Origin of the sequence: Chryseobacterium shigense (assembly GCF_900156575.1) — a bacterium.
Taxonomy (GTDB): Bacteria; Bacteroidota; Bacteroidia; order Flavobacteriales; family Weeksellaceae; genus Chryseobacterium; species Chryseobacterium shigense.
On record NZ_FTNY01000003.1, the window covers coordinates 56,959 to 72,509 of the forward strand.

Consider the following 15,551-nt stretch of genomic DNA (forward strand, 5'->3'; position numbering starts at 1 on the left):
ATAACTACCGCGATCACGGAACGGCTGTTGTGAGTATATTAGGCTCAGTAAAAGATAATATCGGACTTTCAGGTGCAGCTTACAGTGCTTCGCAAATCAAAGGCTATATGGAATGGACGACGGTAGGCTACAACAGAGCTTCCGCAGTCAGCAGATCCATTAATGCCTCGCAGGCCGGGGATATTATATTGTATGAAATGCAGACAGGCGGAAAAGATGGACAATATTGTCCTGCTGAATACGACCGTGTGATCTGGGACTTGACCAAAGCAGCTACCGACTCAGGAATCATCATTATTGCAGCTGCCGGAAATGGAAATCAAAACCTGGACGATCCTTTTTATGCCTCTTATCTGGCAAGAGGAAACAGCGGAGCGATTATTGTAGGTGCCGGTTCGCCTAATACCACCCATTCCAAACTTAGCTTCAGTACCTTTGGAAACAGGGTGGATGTTCAGGGCTGGGGAAGCAATGTTTTAGCAGCCGGATATGGTTCTTATCAAAAGTATGATAATGACGATAACCGAACTTATAATTATTTTAGCGGAACAAGTTCTGCAACTCCTGTTGTGGCTTCTGCAGCTACTTTGATCCAGTCTTTCTATTACCAGAATACAGGTCAGTATCTCACTCCGGCTGCGATGAAAAATTTATTAATCTCTACGGGAATTCCTCAGGGAGGGACGGTTGCCAATCAGAAAATAGGGCCGCTACCCAATGTAAAAAATGCCCTATTACAACTGGAAGGAAGTTTTAAAGCCAGCATCAAAGTTCAGTCTCCTTTAGAAATTAAGATTTATCCAAATCCTTCTACCAGCGCTATTGCGATTCACAGCAATGAAGCGAACAAACTTGATTTCGAGATCATCAATATGCATGGACGAACTGTCACAAAAGGTTCTGTTTCTCCTGATGAAAAGATCAATACTTCCAATCTTCCAGCCGGTCAGTATATCATCAATATCACCGAAGGGCAAAGAAGAGTGGTTGAAAAATTCACTAAACTATAATATAGGTACATTCGGATATATGTAATGAAACAATGAGGTGATCTGATTTTAGATCATCTCATTTTCCATTTAAAAACTGCAAAAATAGATGTATCTTGTTTTCTTTTTAATCTAAATAAAGAATGAGCGGAGAAAAAGATTTAGAAAAGCTTTTAAAAAGTATGAAGCCCAAACATAATCCGGGGAACTATGTTTTTTGTACGACGAAAAATACAGATCGCTTTAATTTGAATGAAATTGAAATGTCCTTCAGAGAAGAGGAAGGGTTTACCATTATTGTACAAAAGGAAATTGCAGACAAGTTACAGCTGGACTATTCTGTCGTCATGTCCTGGATAACACTGACTGTACATTCTTCTCTGGAAGCAGTAGGATTAACTGCTGCTTTTTCAAAAGCACTTTCTGAAAACGGCATAAGCTGTAATGTTGTAGCAGCCTATTACCATGACCATATTTTCGTGAATGCAAAAGATCTTGAAAAGGCACTTGAAGTCCTGACTAAATTATCTGAATAAAAACTTACAAAAAAAATAGGCTGCCTTTTCAGGACAGCCTATTCTATTGTAAACGGTACAAAAATTATTTCGCTGGAACACTGTTGAAATTAAGTGCTATTTTAAGATTCATATCAGACGTGGTCTGATTTTTCAATTCGTAAACTGTTCTTACGGTAAGTCCTGAACTCTTTACCACCTCATCTAAATAACCGGTATCATTAAGATCCAGATTTAAACTGGAGGAATCTGTAGTAATATTGGAACGTGATGCTACCAATTTCTCTTGTGTTCCACTTGATGAAACATAGACTTTCACAGATTTTACGGCACTTAAATTTCCGCCTGACGGAGAAACTACAGAGATTTTGGCATCTGAAATTCTAACATCCTTGATCTTTGCATTATTGTTTCCTCCAAACCATGTTTGGACATTCGTAGCCGTAGATGTAGAAGAAACTTCTTTATCAGCAGGCACTCCTGTAGAGACCAGAACATTGGCTGTATAAGGGAATGTATTCTGAACCAACGACTGTACAGTTCCACAGCTTACTACTACCGCTGAAACTGCTGCCGTCATTAACCATATATTTTTCATAATTTTAAACTTTAGTAATGAGTTTGCACAAATTATACCAAATGAATAAAACTTATTCTACACTTACATTAAAACTTCCTATGGTATTGCCTGAAGCCATGTTACTTTTCCCAATGATCAGCCACACTTCTCCTTTACCTTTGATCTCATAAGTAATTTCTCTGCTGAAAGGCCCATCGTACTCTCCGTTGGGAAGTTTGATCTGGTTGAACCTGATATTAAAATCTTTTTCGTTTGTTGAAATTTTAGCTTTAATATTCGGTTTGTCGTAATGGGTCAGTTTCAAAACCAACTCCTGCCCCTCTTTTGTAAATTCTTCTCCCAGTGTGAAAGGAAGCTGAGACGCATCTGCCGTCCTTACGATCTGCCCTTCCTTCTCGTTTCTCATTACCCCTTTGCGCAATACTTCTTTGGTAACGGGAGCATTGTTAACGATTGAATCTTTCTTTCTAAGTTCAGCGGAATCTGCTCTGGCAGCATCAGGCATTTCTGTGACCACAGCAGAGTCTCTGTTCGGAGTTTCTGATATGTTCGCTTCTTTTTTACACGAAATAATAATCAATGGAATTAACAATAAGGATTTTTTCATAATAATTAATCTTTTAATGTTTCATAGTAAATGATTTTGGAAAGGAAAGGTCTGGATTTTTGTTCTTTAACTTTTTCAAGTACTTTCTTTTTAAGCTGTGGGCTGTTTTTTTCATCCGCATACTTCAGCAACCCCCTTTCACTAAAATTGATCTGTTCAAGGTGATAATTCACCACAAAATCTTTACGTTTCATATTCTGGGAAGTAATGATTCCGCCCCAGTTGACATAACTGCAAGCCAAAATTGTTCCATAAATATACCAGATCATGCCATTGAACAGAAATGCATTTCTTTTTTTTCTTTGAATTTTAATGAAAGTAAGAGCCAGCCCGATCAGTGCTAACAGCAGAAAGGCAAACACCCCCAGCCTTTTGTACGTCAATCCGTAGCTGATAATATATTCGTAGTTTTTTACGGCTGCAGACAAGACCAGGATAGCATTCAGAATGATCCAGATTCTGGCCAGAATTTTCATCAGCTTTGCTTTAGGATCAAAATTGAACCCCGATTTAAAATAAAACATAATGACCAGCACTGCCATAATGATAGATATGATCACGGCATTCACTCTTTCATGGGTTTCTTCGGAAAGCTGAACCGGCGTTTTTAATACTTCATAGAACTGTTCGTAATTATAGGTGATAATGAAAAATATCAATAAAATATTCAGGCAGAAGAAAGAGATAATACCACTTGTCCTTTCTGAATCGAGATCAAGGAAAGAATAGGTTGACTTTTGGATTTTAGCTTCATCCTTAAAATCATCATCCAGCAAATGATTCTTCTTGTAAATAAATCTTTCTACTGCGTAGTTCCAGTAATTGAACGCAATGAAAAATCCCAACAACGAAAGACATAAGACCTGCCAGACGTTAATATCCAGTTCATAATCTCTAAAGACAGCCGCAAAGTGATCACTCCCTGCAGAATAGATTCCGAAAAATATAGAGATCAATAGAAGTGGAATAATGATAAACGCCAATGTTTTCTGCCATACCCCGGAGACATTTTTCTTCGGAAGCCATTCGTCAAAGCTAAAGAACCGGAAAAGCGAGGTAAAACTGTTGATGATAAAAACCGGAATCAGGAACAGTATTTTCAGTTTTTTATTTCTTGAACAGTAACCTAATAAAAGAATGGAACTTACAACCGCAATCAGGGAAGGGAAATCTCCGTACCAAATGAAAGCAAAACCTGATAAAATACTTGTAACAAAAAGTATCAGAAAAGGTTTATTTCTGTTTCTTTCCGGAGTTTTGAAAAAGGTGAGCAGTGCGTAAATGATACTTAAAATACCGAGATTCATTCCCAGGTCCTGATCATAGAATACCAGAACAAACAAAGCGGCTGTAAGGAATATATAGTGATGTGTTTTCATGATGGAAGGGTTTAAGATTGAAATTTAAAAATTGAAGCCTTTAAAGATTTAAAGATTCTAAATGCGCTATTATCATGTGTTTTTTTGATTTAAAATTCTGAAAATGAAAAATTTACATATGGTAAGTAAAGAGGATGAATAGATAAAGGATCATAATTGGAATATTAAGAAGTAACAGCAGTACTGAGTTTCCTGATGATTTCTTATCCGGTACATCTGTCAGGAATTCTAAAAGCTCATATAGCAGGACAAGGAGGTTCGCTACGGCTGCAATAACCACAAAATAAAATCCCAATATCAGCAGAAAATCTGCTTTTGTTATCATATAGGATAAGAATAATAAAGTCCCTGATAAAAATGAAGCAAGAAAAGTGTTTCTGCCAATCGTACTGTATTGTACTTTCTTCATGATGGATCTTTAGTATAAAGCTGATGTTTCCTTCTGCTGTATATAATCTTTCAGATGATCAAAATTTTGCCACAGTAAGCTTTCAAAATCCCAGTGATAAAAAGGTCTCATGCTTTGTCCTTTTCTGTATGCCTTTATATAGAGCTTTGAATATTCGGGAAGAATCAATGTACCCAATACGACTGCTGCCAGAAGATGGGCATTGAGTTTACCGTTTCCGAGGAGGAGATACTGCATGGCAATTTCGTCTTCGAATTGAGTTCCGCATCCGGTGATCAGATGGTGTACATCATGATCTTCCATTTTGGGAATCATGGAGAATCCATGCTTTTTATAAAACTCACCCAGTTTTCTCCCTAAGGAATCCTCCTGGAATTGCAGCAGCTGCGTTTCATTGAATTGCCACTGTCTTTTTTTCTTTTTAAAATATTTTCTGTAGAGTTTCTGGGTTTTATCGTAGACAAAAAGAAGAAATTGAACACGTACTTTTTTCATAATGTAGTATTTAGTTTAGATTAAGTCCTATTACAGCGTAAAGAATCGCTACCGGAATATTGATCATCAGTATACCGATCGCTTTGAGGCAGATTTTAAACTTTGATGGATGAACAAGTGAATAGGTTAGCAATCCTATGACAATTAGCAGATTGATAATGGTTCCAAAAATTAAAAGCAGATAACCTGTAATCGCGAAACCATCATTGCTTGTTATCAGATAACCGAAAAGACAGATATTTCCGAGAGCAAAGCATAATCCGAAAATGTATTTTCCAATATTTATAATTTCATGATCTTTCATAGATATTATTTTAAGCTTGAGTTAAAGTAAAGACGGTAATTTCCGGACGAACCATGAACCTTATCTGGAAAGAATGGCCAATAGCCCTGTTGATATAAAGCATTCTTCCATCTTGAAGATCTATTTCACCAGATATATATTTTTTATTTTGGACAGGAAGGACCGGTGTGATAATCCCCGGAATCCGACATTGTCCCCCATGGGTATGACCGCTTAAAATCCATCCTTGATATCCGTTCCATATATTTCTGTCGCAGGCATCCGGGTTATGGCAGAGTACCAGATTGGCTTTTGAAGAGTCATAGCTTTTCATTACTTCGTTTGGATAGAAATTTGGAGACCACAGATCTTCAAATCCTATAAAATTCAGTCCATGACTTTCTTCACTGTTGTTTTTGAGCATACTGATTCCAAAATTCTGAAGAATATGGCAGATGTTTTCTGAGCATTCTGTATCCTTCCAGTCCTTTCCGTAGTCGTGATTTCCAAGGATTCCGAAAGTCGCCAGCTTTCCGTGGACTGAATGCTTCATTACTTTCTTCAAATCATCCTGTTCATCCATAGTTCCATGATTCACAAAATCGCCGGTATAGATTACAAAATCAGGATTGAACTGCCGGGCTTTTTGGAAAGAGTCGATCAGGAAATTCCAGTCGAAGCGGTTTCCGACATGCAGGTCTGATATCTGCATGAGTATTTTACCTTCTAATGTTTGCGGGAGGTTTTTAACCGGAAGTTTTCTTTGGACAAATTCTACCCAGAAAGGCTCTATTTGCCAGGAATACAATGCAGGGAATATTCCCATCACTGAAAATTGCGCCAATTTTTTAATGAACATTTTTCTCGTCATCATTGAAATGTATAGTATTTGAAATGGTCGTCAGAATCTAATTTCCTGCCCACGGACTTCCTAAAATCCCTACCGCCAATTCGATCCAGATCAGGGCAAAAGCCATCAAAATGAAAATGCAGATAAGAATTCTGTGAGTTCTTTTTTTAATTTTACGTCTTACGACATTGATCAGAAATGAAGTACTAAAGAGTAAAACGCCTGCTATCAGAAAATCTGAAACTGACCAATTGATCTCCTTAGAAAATATATTTCCCAACAATGGAATACCAAGTGCAACCAATGGAAGCGCATAACTTGCGAGTGTTTTTTGTTTTTGTGTCATCATTTTATTTAATTTTAAGTTATAAAGTACTTTGTATTTCAAAGTTAATTTTCAAAAAAATATAGGGTTTATCTTCCCAATAATTTTTCGAGAGCATCCAAATGGTCATTAAAAGCCTGTCTCCCACTCTGTGTTACCCGATATGAAGTCTTCGGTTTTTTGCCTACAAATTCTTTTTTCACCTCAATGTATGCCGCTTTTTCCAATGCATTGCTGTGGCTGGCAAGATTACCATCTGTAATTTCAAGAAGTGCTTTCATTTCAGAAAAATCAACCCAGTCGTTGACCATTAGAACGGACATGATACCCAATCTTACACGGCTTTCGAATTCTTTATTGAGTTGACTTATCTTAATCATTTTACTATTATCTTATCTATACGAAAATAATCGTACAGCGCCGGATCAACGGCTATTGTTTCTTTTGTTTTCCTATTTTTAACGACCACAAAGTCATGGTCTTTAAAAAATTTTGACTTAAAATAGGCATTGATATTTTCATTTAAAAAATAAATTTCTCCTACTTCATGACTCACGCTCCAATCGTCATCCAGTCCTTGTTCTTCCAATCTGTTGTGAAGAGATGCTGCAAAAAATGCAGAATATCCGATACAATTGGCTTTTTTCGTTTCCATAAGGATATTGGGATCACTGGCACATGGATCAAAGCTAAAACTCAATGCAGATGCTGTTTCCTTCAGGTTTTCATTGATTATATCCTCTACATCTCCATTATTCCTATACTGTACATCATGCTTATTTTTAAGACTGTACATTTCCCGCTCCTTTATAATTTCATACCTGAAAAAGCTATTGAACAAAAAGTTTCGTCCGAAAATTCCTGCAAAAATAAGGATTAACAAGATGATTATCTTTTTCATTTTCGGCAAGGACCATTTTTATTTATATTTTTTATGCATGATCAATCCATACACGATATGTAAAATCCCAAAACCAATGGTCCAGAAAAGAAGTCCCCAGCCTAAAAAGAACAGAGAAATCAGTCCCAGTACGATCTGGCAGTATCCCAGATATCTGATGTCCGTCAGCGTATATCTTTCGGCACTCACTAACGCAATTCCGTAAAAAATAAGCGTAGCAGGAGCCACCCATACAAAAAGGTGATGAAAAAGAAGGGCCAGGCAAAATATTCCGCCTGTTACCAAAGGAACAGCAAAAGTTAGCAGCAGACGCTTCGTTGTGGCATCCCAGATCTTCTGCCCTTTCTTTTTGCTTTTGTTGGCTGTGAAAACATAGCCACTGAGTAGGGCCGTGAATAAAATAGCAGTTCCAATAAGGACCAATTCTTTTACCAATGCCGGGTGAAAAATATTCCTGTCACCGTCAAAGTAATCAATTCCTTCCCTTTTAAAAACAAAATATACATATCCTGCCCCGATTAATGCGGCAAGTCCGGCTACAACTCCAGACAATCCGCTCAATGAAATAAATCTGGAAGACCGCTCCATCATGGAACGGATATGGGATAAGTCTTCGTGATAGTTTTTCGAATCCATAAAAAGAACTTTGAATTACAAAGCTATAATTTATTTTGAATCTGCCAATTTATTTTTTAAAATTTTACGTTTATTTTTTCGCCTTATAAATTTAAAGAATCTATAAACATTTAAAGCACTTACAATGACTGGTATTGAATTTTACGCCACACCACAATAAAAAAACCACTGAAAATGATCAGCGGCTGTATAATAATCTTAAATGAAGCATTATTTTGCTCTCAGTCTTTCTTTAATTGATTCGATATTTTTCTTAGCGGAATCTTCTAGAATTAAACTGGCACTCATATGAATTCTGGCTGGCATCAGTTCATTAAAATGATCTGTGCCTTCCCAGGATACCTTTTTAATTAAAGATAATGCATCACTGCTTCTTGAAGCGAGAGTCTGCATAAATTTAGCTAATTTGGAATCCATTTCTTCAATGTTTTCTGATACAGAATGATAAACATTATGCTGCTCTGCCCATTCTGCCGATCTGAAATCTGCATCAATTGCCATCGCAGAGAATTGGGACTTCCCGATCTTTCTTTCTACATAAGGCCCGATCACAAAGGGGCCGATTCCTAAATTGATTTCTGTAAGTGCCAAAGCTGAATCTTTAGTTGCAAAACAGTAGTCTGCTCCACATGCGATCCCCACACCTCCTCCGGTTGTTTTTCCCTGAACCCTCACTACCACTATTTTCCCGCAGTTTCTCATGGCATTCAGAACTTTTGCAAATCCTCCGAAAAATTTGGTGGAAGCTTCTAATTCTTCAATAGCCAATAGTTCGTCAAAACTTGCTCCGGCACAAAATGCTTTTTCGCCTTCGCTTTTTACCAGGATCGCTTTTACTTCCTCTTTAGCTCCTTCATCCAGTAGGGTTTGAGCCAGTTTTTCTAAAATGGCACCGGGAAGCGAGTTGCTTTTCGGTGTTCCGAAAGTAATTTCGGCAATATTATTTTTAATTTCTGATGCTACAAATTCGCTCATTTTTTATTTTAATTGGATTCTTACAAAAATACTAAATACCGTTCTTCCGGAGAAAATAATACGGAACAAATTATAGAGTAAACAGTTCCCATAAAACAAGCTGGTTTTTGCAGCATAAAACCTTTATAAAAAAAAACCTATTACGTATAAATACGGACTCTCCAATTTGGTATTTTCTACTCTAGCACTGCTTTTTTATATGTTGTTCCTTTGGCTTATCAAAAAACTAATAACCCCGGCGGAATCCGAAAAGCCCAGAAGAGAGTAGGAAAACTTAACAACTGAAAAAACTATTATCATGGACGAGTACATTGGAATTGTAAAACTATTTGCTGGAAATTTTGCACCTAGAGGCTGGATGTTTTGTGACGGAAGCTTACTGAGGATTTCAAATAATTCTGCTTTATTTTCCATCTTAGGAACAACCTACGGAGGAAACGGTATCGATACTTTTGCATTGCCTAATCTGAAAGGACGTATGGCTATTGGAGCCGGAAATGTAACCGCTAACGAATATTATCCTCTGGGAGTGGTTGCAGGAACTACACAAAATACCATTATGACACAGAACCTTCCAAGCATAGGTTCAGGGTTTCAAATGAAAGTGGCGAATACCAATGCCACCGTTTCTACTCCTACAACTGCCACCTCTATAGCAAAAACAGGAACGCAGGTAGGAAGAGATTTCAATGCTGTCCCAAGTTTTGCAGCCGTTGATCCTGATACGACTCTTAATGCAAGATCTATATCCTACATCGGGCAAAATCTTCCGATGAATAATATGCCGCCTTATTTAGGGCTAAACTATATCATTTGTGTAGAGGGAATCTATCCTCCACGAAGCTAAACAACAACAACCTATTTAAAACCTAAATCATGAAAAGAACTATTTTTTTAACCATCTGTAGTCTGTTCATATCTTTATTTTCTTTTGGACAAACAAGTACAGAAGTCTTTGAAACCGAATCGAACGGGAGCGCAAACTTTATCGACAACGGAGTGATCTTCAAGATCATTTCACATGTAGGACTTTTTGACATTCAAGCTAATTTCCCCAACACGGGCTGGAATGGAACCGCTAATGACAACAGATATATTGATAATTCAAATGATACCGCTTCACCACCGTCTTTTAGTATTAAAACGACATCGAACCTGTTTAAAGTAAACCGTTTCTGGATGTACCTGTCTGCTCTTAATTTAGATCTGACGGTAGCAGGGACATTAACGGTTACAGGAAGGCTAAACGGCATTACTAAATTTACACAGACCAAATCTACGGGCTTTAACACGTCAATGGCTACTGCAAACGGATACACCTTGATTGATCTTACCAATTTAAACGGTCAGAATTACTCAAATATCATTATAGACGAACTCAGACTTACAATGGGAGGAGGTTACAGATACGCAGGACTTGACGCCTTCACTTGGGTAAAGGACTCCGGTATCGTGGTATTGGCAACCAATGAGACAACTTCTTCAAAAAAAGGACTAAGCATTTATCCTAATCCTACAAGCGGTTCCCTTTCCATTACAACGGAAGAGAATGCACCAGCTGAAGTATACAGCCAGGATGGTAAGCTGCTGAAAACCCTTGATATGAAGAAAGGAACCAATCAGGCAGACATCTCGGAACTTCCAAACGGGGTTTACATCCTTAAAACTCCCTCCGGATCTTCCAAGATCATCAAAAAATAAAAATTTTTCATAAGTAATTTGTGCCCCGAAAAGATTCTAATGCATAAATGAGAAAATTCCCTGACTATTCAGGGAATTTGTTTTATCGGGTCCATTTATGAAGATGTTCAATCCTTGCATTTGTTTTTAACAGGGATTGAAATCTCAACTGTAATAATGTGCGTCGTCCTTCAATGGTTCTGGTGAAGATGAGTTCAGATTTCTCAATTTTTTCACTCCATGTTTTAGCAAACAGATCGGCACTTTTTTTATTTCTGGCGAAAACATCGGGCACGGGAAAATAGATGTATTTCTTCCTGTAGAAAAGTTGAGTCTGCTGCTTCAGCAGGTATCTGGGATTGTCAATCTTAGAAATTACTTCCTGTAAAACCTGGATAAATTGTGATTTTTCGTAATGACTGCCACCATCCAGATAGCAAAACATATTACTTTTGTCGGCCGAACTTACTACCTTCATTTTTTCAGGAGCGGTAGTAATCATCCTCTCATAGATAAGACATTTCAGAACAGTTTCACCTATAAGCCCCATATGACCGGCAATATTTTTATATTTAAGATATTGTCTTAATGCCCGGTAAAATTTCCCTCCGTAGATCACCAATCCCAATCCTCCCAATAGAAATACAGCCCAGGAAAGGTTTTTCACAGAATCTATTCCCTCAATATTCTTCAGTAGCCCAAAAAGAAGATCCTGCCAAAAGAGTAAAACAGATGACATCATCACTTTGGAAAGATCTGCTGTCATTTTTCCCAGATAGGTCATCTTCATATCCTTGACTGTCCGCATATCTTCGGAAGGAACTTTAATTTCTTCCACGAGAATATTACCTTGATCCAACGCTGATTTCCAGCGCTGCGATAAAGCCCCTCTGTTTTCAGCCAAAGAAAAACTTTCCTGATTGACAGATGGGAGCTCATCTTCTTTTTCGATGGTTTTTATATGGAGTCTTTCAAAATTATTTTCGATGGTCGTTTCCTGTTGGGTTGAAATCCCAACAAAGGTTTTGAATCTTTTTCTGACAATATCCATATCCTGACCACCATTCTCACTTTGTGGATCGAAACAGACGAGATGCCATATATTTCCGGTTTTTTGAGGCGTTTCTTTGTCTGTTCTTATCACTCTTCCTCTCATCTGGTTGGAAAGAACAAAGGAACTTACAAAGCTGGCAAGGATCAAGGTATTCATTTTGGGTGCATCCCAGCCTTCTCCGAGTAAAGATTTCGTTCCGATCAGAACCTGAATATAGCCCTGCTGGAAGATTTCAGTAATGATATGGACAATATCATGTTTTATTTGCTCTGTAAGATTAATCTGGATATAATTGATATCGTAGGAAATAACAGACAATGATATTCCGCATATCCCTTTTCTACCACACAGCTCATTGAGTATCTCCTTTGCAGACGCGGGAATAATCACAATGCTTCCTGTTAAAACACCTATTTTTTTATTCTGAAGATTTTCCCTTCTCAATTTTTCAAAAATAGGGATGGCTCCAATTTTATCAAGGGGAAGATCATTTTTCTCGTTGGCGGATAGATATTCTTTTTTGATAAAATCGGTAAGAACAACCATTTTCAGATCTTGTTTAAGAACGGAAAATTCAAATTCAACGATATCTTTGATGCCCTGAAGTTTTCCGATACTGGAATTGAGGAGCTGGCTTACATTTTTATTGTTGAAAAAGCTGATGGTCTTTTTTTCAAGAAAACCTTGTCTTTTTAATCTGTTGCTGAGGGCTGTGCGATGCTCTTCTTCATTTTTAAAATTCACTTCATCAACGACCAGATAAAAATCAAGAAGTTCTTCAAGCCAGAAAAAATCAAATTCCGGAATATACTGATGCTGATCACCAATGATCTCAAAGTGAATCTTCGAAATTTCTTTTTTCCTGAAATGAAGGTAGATAAGCCCGGAAGTATAGGAGGATATGTTTTCATAGATCCATTCCAAATTTTCCATTGGATGCTGATAAACAGGATGCTGTTCCAAAGCATTGAGAAGAACATCATCATTTTCAATTTCTTTAAAAAAGGCTTCTGCCTGGGTATGATAATGTTCTATTTTTTGCTGTTCTTCATAGGAAGGCAATGTAAAATACACCAAATCCTGATGTGGACAGAGATCCCCTTCAATCATTAATTCGGGAACGGAAATTTCTGCGTCTATAGGACCGTTAAGCTGAAGATATTTTTGCCATTCATAACCGGAAACATCGAAAGGCGGTGTGGCGGTAAGGGAAACAATGGTGGGTTCAATGGCGGTTTTTAACTCCATCAAACTTCTCCACCATGCATTTTTCAGGTGATGGGCTTCATCAAAAATAAAGGTTTTCACTTTCTGCTTCTGCAGTTTCTTTATTATTTCAGATAAGGAAACCTTAGTCGATTTTTTATCAGCTTCTGTTTCTTCATCTTCCGGATAGCCGGAAGCTGCGTGAATTCCCTGATAGGTCGTTACGGTAATGAGTCCGGGATTTTTGATATCAGTAGAAATCCATTCGGGAACCGTTTCTGTATCAAGAAAAAGTTCACAAAATCTTTGAACCCACTGATTTTTCACGGCTAAAGTAGGAGCAACGATAAGTGTCGGTTTATTCAGCCTGACCATCACTTCCAGTCCCAGTACTGTTTTCCCGGATCCGGGAGGTGCGGTGACGTGCAGATGGTTGTTGGTAAGATACTCACCCAGATGATCCAGAAATCTCTTCTGATAGGCACGCCAGCTGTATTTAAATTTTGTATGGTTAGGAAAAATAGTCATGGTTAATCGTTCAGTTCAACATCATGCAATTAACATCTATTTTTTTAATGCTAAAATATATTTGTCGATGTAGAGCTGTTTTTCTTTTGTTTTATACTGTTGGATGTATCTTGGATGTTCAAAAACGGTCATCTTTTCAAATAGCTGAGCTTCTTTGTTAAGCGCTGAAATAAATTCTGAATTCTTTTTTCCCAGAACAAAGACTTCGGAAGTATCCACCCCCAGACTGATATGCTTCTTCAGCGACTCGATCATAAAGTCTTTTACGGCTTCAAAGAGTTTTTTATCATCATAATAATTTGCATTGAGCCAGCCTGTTTTTGTTTTTCTTACGATAGCCAGGGGAAAGGGCGAATTGATATAAACATCGTGATAAAATTCTTCTGCTCCTCCATATTCAGCCATCATATCATACATGAAAACTGAGGAAACTTCATGGGTTCGCGCCGACTGCATTGTAATGCCACAAACTGCTTCAAGCCTTTTGGTATCGGTAAAGGGAACGCCTGTCACTCCTGCTCCATGCCGGCTGGGATTGATTCCGATGATAAACTTTCTCCGGTTCAGATCATTATAGTATTTGTGATAAAATTCCTGCATGACCGTCATGGTTTCCGGATTGTCAAGATATGGATTCAAGGCTTGAAAGCCGTCAGGAAGATCTCCTGAAAACTGCAGATTTTTATTGAAGGCTATGACTTTGTCGGCAAATGTTTTATTCATCTTCCCCATCTTCCTCCTCATCTGATAATGCCAGTTCAATATCAATAAACTGGATATACAATCCACAGATTTCACCTTTCCCGTCATAGGCGAAATAGACAGGATAGCCCCCATCTCCGAAACCACTCGCAAACATTGGAATGTGATAGTCTGTATCTGGTATTTTCCAGTTGATCCAATCTCCCAGTTCTCTTTGGTTTTGCGGATGTTCCTGATAACTTTTTGCAAAATGCTCTGCAAAATAATCATCATACATATTATCTACCTTCAGACTGGTACGGAATGTATCAAAATAAGGAAGCACTTCTGCATCGGTAATAGAACCTAATCCGGCATCTACCATGAATCCGAAATAGTCCCCTTCATTTAAGTCTTCAAGATTTTCTATTCCGATCAGTGCTTCTCTGTACAGAACCGGCTTTTCTTTAGTAAATTCTACTTTTACTGCGGCATAACGATTACCCCATTCTTCAGATTTCACCACTGCAATTTTTACAGGAAAATTCCCTTTCGGAGCCTGTACAAAATACGGTTTTTCTCCGGCGTTCAAAAACACCAGGGGATCTCTTACGATGAGTTTTCCGGAAGGCAGTGATACATTTCCAATCTCCATTACCTCCATTTTATGGTCCAGAATTTCATCTGAAGTAAAATAGGTTTCCAAATCTACGGGACAGGTAAGAATGTCTTTTACCTCTTCCCATTTTTGCATCCAGCTTTCGTTCATTATTTTATTTTTATTATGGGTTTTAAAGTTTAAAAATACCTGTTTATTTATTCATTGTCAAATTCATCTTCCTCTTTCAATCCTTTGATGAACGTTTCAAAGTCTTTGGCAAGAAATGTTTTCTTATAATCATCTTCCTGATCGATATGCACTACCTCGGGTTCTCCATCTTTACCACAGTTGGAATAATCCAGCAAAACCATATCGTGACCTGCTGAAGGACAATCGCAGATATAAATACCAATTGCCGGATATCCCCATTCCTCAATCATAAACTGACTTCCCAGTTCTCCACCAATGGAATAGGTTTTCTCTCTTCCGATTCCCATAATCCCCGTAATGGCCATGTGATCATCTGCCCATGAAGTCTCTTCTGAAGTAGGAAAGCAGGATTTGTCAACCAGTCCGCCATTTTGCAACCTCATCAGTTCGATATAAGATGCTGGAAGCTTGTATCCCAGCTCTTCTTCTATGGAAGCAATAAGGTCATCCTCCGGAAAAGGCTCTATATAATCTCTTACGGAATAAGTGCTTTCATTCCAGAAATCCGTAAAGTCAAAGTCTTTGAAAAATTGTAGTTCCATGTTTTGTTTTAAATAAATGAGATTTTGATTGTACTGTAAAAGTAATTATCATTTTTAATAAAAAACCTTACTAAACCAAGATTTTTCATGCGGCAAATCCTTGTC

Annotated in this window: 20 protein-coding genes and 1 pseudogene; 5 read left to right on the forward strand and 16 right to left on the reverse strand. The window is 37.8% G+C overall.

The features are described 5' to 3' along the window. Nucleotides 1-11 precede the first annotated feature (11 nt). From BW964_RS22820 to BW964_RS09755, 3 genes and pseudogenes are all read left to right on the forward strand, one after another. A pseudogene (locus tag BW964_RS22820) lies at nucleotides 12-656 on the forward strand (S8 family serine peptidase); the annotation flags it as partial. Further along, nucleotides 642-1,010: a T9SS type A sorting domain-containing protein gene (locus BW964_RS22825; RefSeq protein ID WP_262484542.1), complete on the forward strand. Its 369-nt coding sequence runs from the start codon at nucleotides 642-644 to the stop codon at nucleotides 1,008-1,010. The pseudogene BW964_RS22820 and the gene BW964_RS22825, both read left to right, overlap by 15 nt. A 122-nt stretch (nucleotides 1,011-1,132) precedes the next feature. Next, on the forward strand, nucleotides 1,133-1,525 hold the full coding sequence (locus BW964_RS09755) for an ACT domain-containing protein (protein WP_076506848.1): 393 nt from the start codon (nucleotides 1,133-1,135) through the stop codon (nucleotides 1,523-1,525). Nucleotides 1,526-1,589: 64 nt separating this feature from the next. On the opposite strand, the gene BW964_RS09760 is transcribed toward BW964_RS09755, so the two are convergent. The 12 genes from BW964_RS09760 to BW964_RS09815 form a co-directional block, all read right to left on the reverse strand. After that, on the reverse strand, nucleotides 1,590-2,102 hold the full coding sequence (locus BW964_RS09760; protein WP_076506850.1) for a hypothetical protein: 513 nt from the start codon (nucleotides 2,100-2,102) through the stop codon (nucleotides 1,590-1,592). A gap of 52 nt (nucleotides 2,103-2,154) precedes the next feature. Continuing rightward, nucleotides 2,155-2,691 carry a hypothetical protein gene (locus tag BW964_RS09765; RefSeq protein ID WP_076506851.1) on the reverse strand — a complete coding sequence of 179 codons (537 nt, stop codon included), beginning with the start codon at nucleotides 2,689-2,691 and terminating at the stop codon, nucleotides 2,155-2,157. A gap of 5 nt (nucleotides 2,692-2,696) precedes the next feature. Beyond that, the gene (locus tag BW964_RS09770) at nucleotides 2,697-4,070 is read right to left on the reverse strand and encodes a DUF4153 domain-containing protein (protein ID WP_076506853.1); all 1,374 of its coding nucleotides are present in this window, start codon (nucleotides 4,068-4,070) and stop codon (nucleotides 2,697-2,699) included. Between the two features lie 112 nt (nucleotides 4,071-4,182). After that, the gene (locus BW964_RS09775; RefSeq protein WP_076506854.1) at nucleotides 4,183-4,479 is read right to left on the reverse strand and encodes a hypothetical protein; all 297 of its coding nucleotides are present in this window, start codon (nucleotides 4,477-4,479) and stop codon (nucleotides 4,183-4,185) included. A 9-nt stretch (nucleotides 4,480-4,488) separates the two neighbouring features. After that, nucleotides 4,489-4,974 carry a Coq4 family protein gene (locus tag BW964_RS09780; RefSeq protein WP_076506856.1) on the reverse strand — a complete coding sequence of 162 codons (486 nt, stop codon included), beginning with the start codon at nucleotides 4,972-4,974 and terminating at the stop codon, nucleotides 4,489-4,491. Nucleotides 4,975-4,984: 10 nt separating this feature from the next. Next, on the reverse strand, nucleotides 4,985-5,278 hold the full coding sequence (locus BW964_RS09785; RefSeq protein WP_076506858.1) for a hypothetical protein: 294 nt from the start codon (nucleotides 5,276-5,278) through the stop codon (nucleotides 4,985-4,987). Between the two features lie 10 nt (nucleotides 5,279-5,288). Next, nucleotides 5,289-6,128 carry a metallophosphoesterase gene (locus BW964_RS09790; RefSeq protein ID WP_076506860.1) on the reverse strand — a complete coding sequence of 280 codons (840 nt, stop codon included), beginning with the start codon at nucleotides 6,126-6,128 and terminating at the stop codon, nucleotides 5,289-5,291. Between the two features lie 37 nt (nucleotides 6,129-6,165). Continuing rightward, nucleotides 6,166-6,456: a hypothetical protein gene (locus BW964_RS09795; RefSeq protein ID WP_084175779.1), complete on the reverse strand. Its 291-nt coding sequence runs from the start codon at nucleotides 6,454-6,456 to the stop codon at nucleotides 6,166-6,168. 65 nt (nucleotides 6,457-6,521) lie between these two features. Continuing rightward, complete coding sequence (locus BW964_RS09800; RefSeq protein ID WP_076506862.1) at nucleotides 6,522-6,812, reverse strand: winged helix-turn-helix domain-containing protein; 291 nt, start codon at nucleotides 6,810-6,812, stop codon at nucleotides 6,522-6,524. Beyond that, complete coding sequence (locus BW964_RS09805; protein ID WP_104669473.1) at nucleotides 6,809-7,333, reverse strand: hypothetical protein; 525 nt, start codon at nucleotides 7,331-7,333, stop codon at nucleotides 6,809-6,811. Before BW964_RS09805 ends, BW964_RS09800 begins: the two co-directional genes overlap by 4 nt. Nucleotides 7,334-7,351: 18 nt before the next feature. Continuing rightward, a complete protein-coding gene (locus tag BW964_RS09810) occupies nucleotides 7,352-7,969 on the reverse strand; it encodes a hypothetical protein (protein WP_076506865.1) in 618 nt (205 codons plus the stop codon). A 210-nt stretch (nucleotides 7,970-8,179) separates the two neighbouring features. Beyond that, a complete protein-coding gene (locus BW964_RS09815; protein ID WP_076506867.1) occupies nucleotides 8,180-8,944 on the reverse strand; it encodes an enoyl-CoA hydratase/isomerase family protein in 765 nt (254 codons plus the stop codon). Nucleotides 8,945-9,242: 298 nt separating this feature from the next. On the opposite strand from BW964_RS09815, the gene BW964_RS09820 reads away from it, so the two are divergent. Then, nucleotides 9,243-9,791 carry a phage tail protein gene (locus BW964_RS09820; RefSeq protein WP_076506868.1) on the forward strand — a complete coding sequence of 183 codons (549 nt, stop codon included), beginning with the start codon at nucleotides 9,243-9,245 and terminating at the stop codon, nucleotides 9,789-9,791. Nucleotides 9,792-9,820: 29 nt separating this feature from the next. Beyond that, complete coding sequence (locus BW964_RS09825) at nucleotides 9,821-10,645, forward strand: T9SS type A sorting domain-containing protein (protein WP_076506870.1); 825 nt, start codon at nucleotides 9,821-9,823, stop codon at nucleotides 10,643-10,645. An 82-nt stretch (nucleotides 10,646-10,727) separates the two neighbouring features. Here BW964_RS09825 and BW964_RS09830 read toward each other — a convergent pair whose 3' ends face one another. The 4 genes from BW964_RS09830 to BW964_RS09845 are packed head-to-tail and all read right to left on the reverse strand — an operon-like array spanning nucleotide 10,728 to nucleotide 15,446. Next, entirely contained in the window at nucleotides 10,728-13,412 is a 2,685-nt protein-coding gene (locus BW964_RS09830) for a DEAD/DEAH box helicase family protein (protein ID WP_076506871.1), read from the reverse strand. Nucleotides 13,413-13,448: 36 nt separating this feature from the next. Continuing rightward, complete coding sequence (locus tag BW964_RS09835) at nucleotides 13,449-14,135, reverse strand: SMUG2 DNA glycosylase family protein (protein ID WP_076507875.1); 687 nt, start codon at nucleotides 14,133-14,135, stop codon at nucleotides 13,449-13,451. Then, on the reverse strand, nucleotides 14,128-14,862 hold the full coding sequence (locus BW964_RS09840) for a DUF4241 domain-containing protein (protein ID WP_076506873.1): 735 nt from the start codon (nucleotides 14,860-14,862) through the stop codon (nucleotides 14,128-14,130). The genes BW964_RS09835 and BW964_RS09840 overlap by 8 nt, the downstream gene beginning before the upstream one ends. A gap of 47 nt (nucleotides 14,863-14,909) precedes the next feature. Beyond that, nucleotides 14,910-15,446 (reverse strand): SMI1/KNR4 family protein, encoded by a 537-nt coding sequence (locus BW964_RS09845; RefSeq protein ID WP_076506874.1) that lies wholly within the window; start codon nucleotides 15,444-15,446, stop codon nucleotides 14,910-14,912. Nucleotides 15,447-15,551 lie beyond the last annotated feature (105 nt).

Coding starts and splice junctions, on each gene's coding strand:
- BW964_RS09840 (WP_076506873.1), bottom strand. CDS start 14,862: ATGAACGAAAGCTGGATGCAAAAATGGGAAGAGGTAAAAGACATTCTT.
- BW964_RS09790 (WP_076506860.1), bottom strand. CDS start 6,128: ATGACGAGAAAAATGTTCATTAAAAAATTGGCGCAATTTTCAGTGATG.
- BW964_RS09830 (WP_076506871.1), bottom strand. CDS start 13,412: ATGACTATTTTTCCTAACCATACAAAATTTAAATACAGCTGGCGTGCC.
- BW964_RS09825 (WP_076506870.1), top strand. CDS start 9,821: ATGAAAAGAACTATTTTTTTAACCATCTGTAGTCTGTTCATATCTTTA.
- BW964_RS09770 (WP_076506853.1), bottom strand. CDS start 4,070: ATGAAAACACATCACTATATATTCCTTACAGCCGCTTTGTTTGTTCTG.
- BW964_RS09815 (WP_076506867.1), bottom strand. CDS start 8,944: ATGAGCGAATTTGTAGCATCAGAAATTAAAAATAATATTGCCGAAATT.
- BW964_RS09805 (WP_104669473.1), bottom strand. CDS start 7,333: ATGAAAAAGATAATCATCTTGTTAATCCTTATTTTTGCAGGAATTTTC.
- BW964_RS22825 (WP_262484542.1), top strand. CDS start 642: ATGAAAAATTTATTAATCTCTACGGGAATTCCTCAGGGAGGGACGGTT.
- BW964_RS09760 (WP_076506850.1), bottom strand. CDS start 2,102: ATGAAAAATATATGGTTAATGACGGCAGCAGTTTCAGCGGTAGTAGTA.
- BW964_RS09765 (WP_076506851.1), bottom strand. CDS start 2,691: ATGAAAAAATCCTTATTGTTAATTCCATTGATTATTATTTCGTGTAAA.
- BW964_RS09800 (WP_076506862.1), bottom strand. CDS start 6,812: ATGATTAAGATAAGTCAACTCAATAAAGAATTCGAAAGCCGTGTAAGA.
- BW964_RS09780 (WP_076506856.1), bottom strand. CDS start 4,974: ATGAAAAAAGTACGTGTTCAATTTCTTCTTTTTGTCTACGATAAAACC.
- BW964_RS09775 (WP_076506854.1), bottom strand. CDS start 4,479: ATGAAGAAAGTACAATACAGTACGATTGGCAGAAACACTTTTCTTGCT.
- BW964_RS09755 (WP_076506848.1), top strand. CDS start 1,133: ATGAGCGGAGAAAAAGATTTAGAAAAGCTTTTAAAAAGTATGAAGCCC.
- BW964_RS09835 (WP_076507875.1), bottom strand. CDS start 14,135: ATGAATAAAACATTTGCCGACAAAGTCATAGCCTTCAATAAAAATCTG.
- BW964_RS09845 (WP_076506874.1), bottom strand. CDS start 15,446: ATGGAACTACAATTTTTCAAAGACTTTGACTTTACGGATTTCTGGAAT.
- BW964_RS09785 (WP_076506858.1), bottom strand. CDS start 5,278: ATGAAAGATCATGAAATTATAAATATTGGAAAATACATTTTCGGATTA.
- BW964_RS09820 (WP_076506868.1), top strand. CDS start 9,243: ATGGACGAGTACATTGGAATTGTAAAACTATTTGCTGGAAATTTTGCA.
- BW964_RS09810 (WP_076506865.1), bottom strand. CDS start 7,969: ATGGATTCGAAAAACTATCACGAAGACTTATCCCATATCCGTTCCATG.
- BW964_RS09795 (WP_084175779.1), bottom strand. CDS start 6,456: ATGATGACACAAAAACAAAAAACACTCGCAAGTTATGCGCTTCCATTG.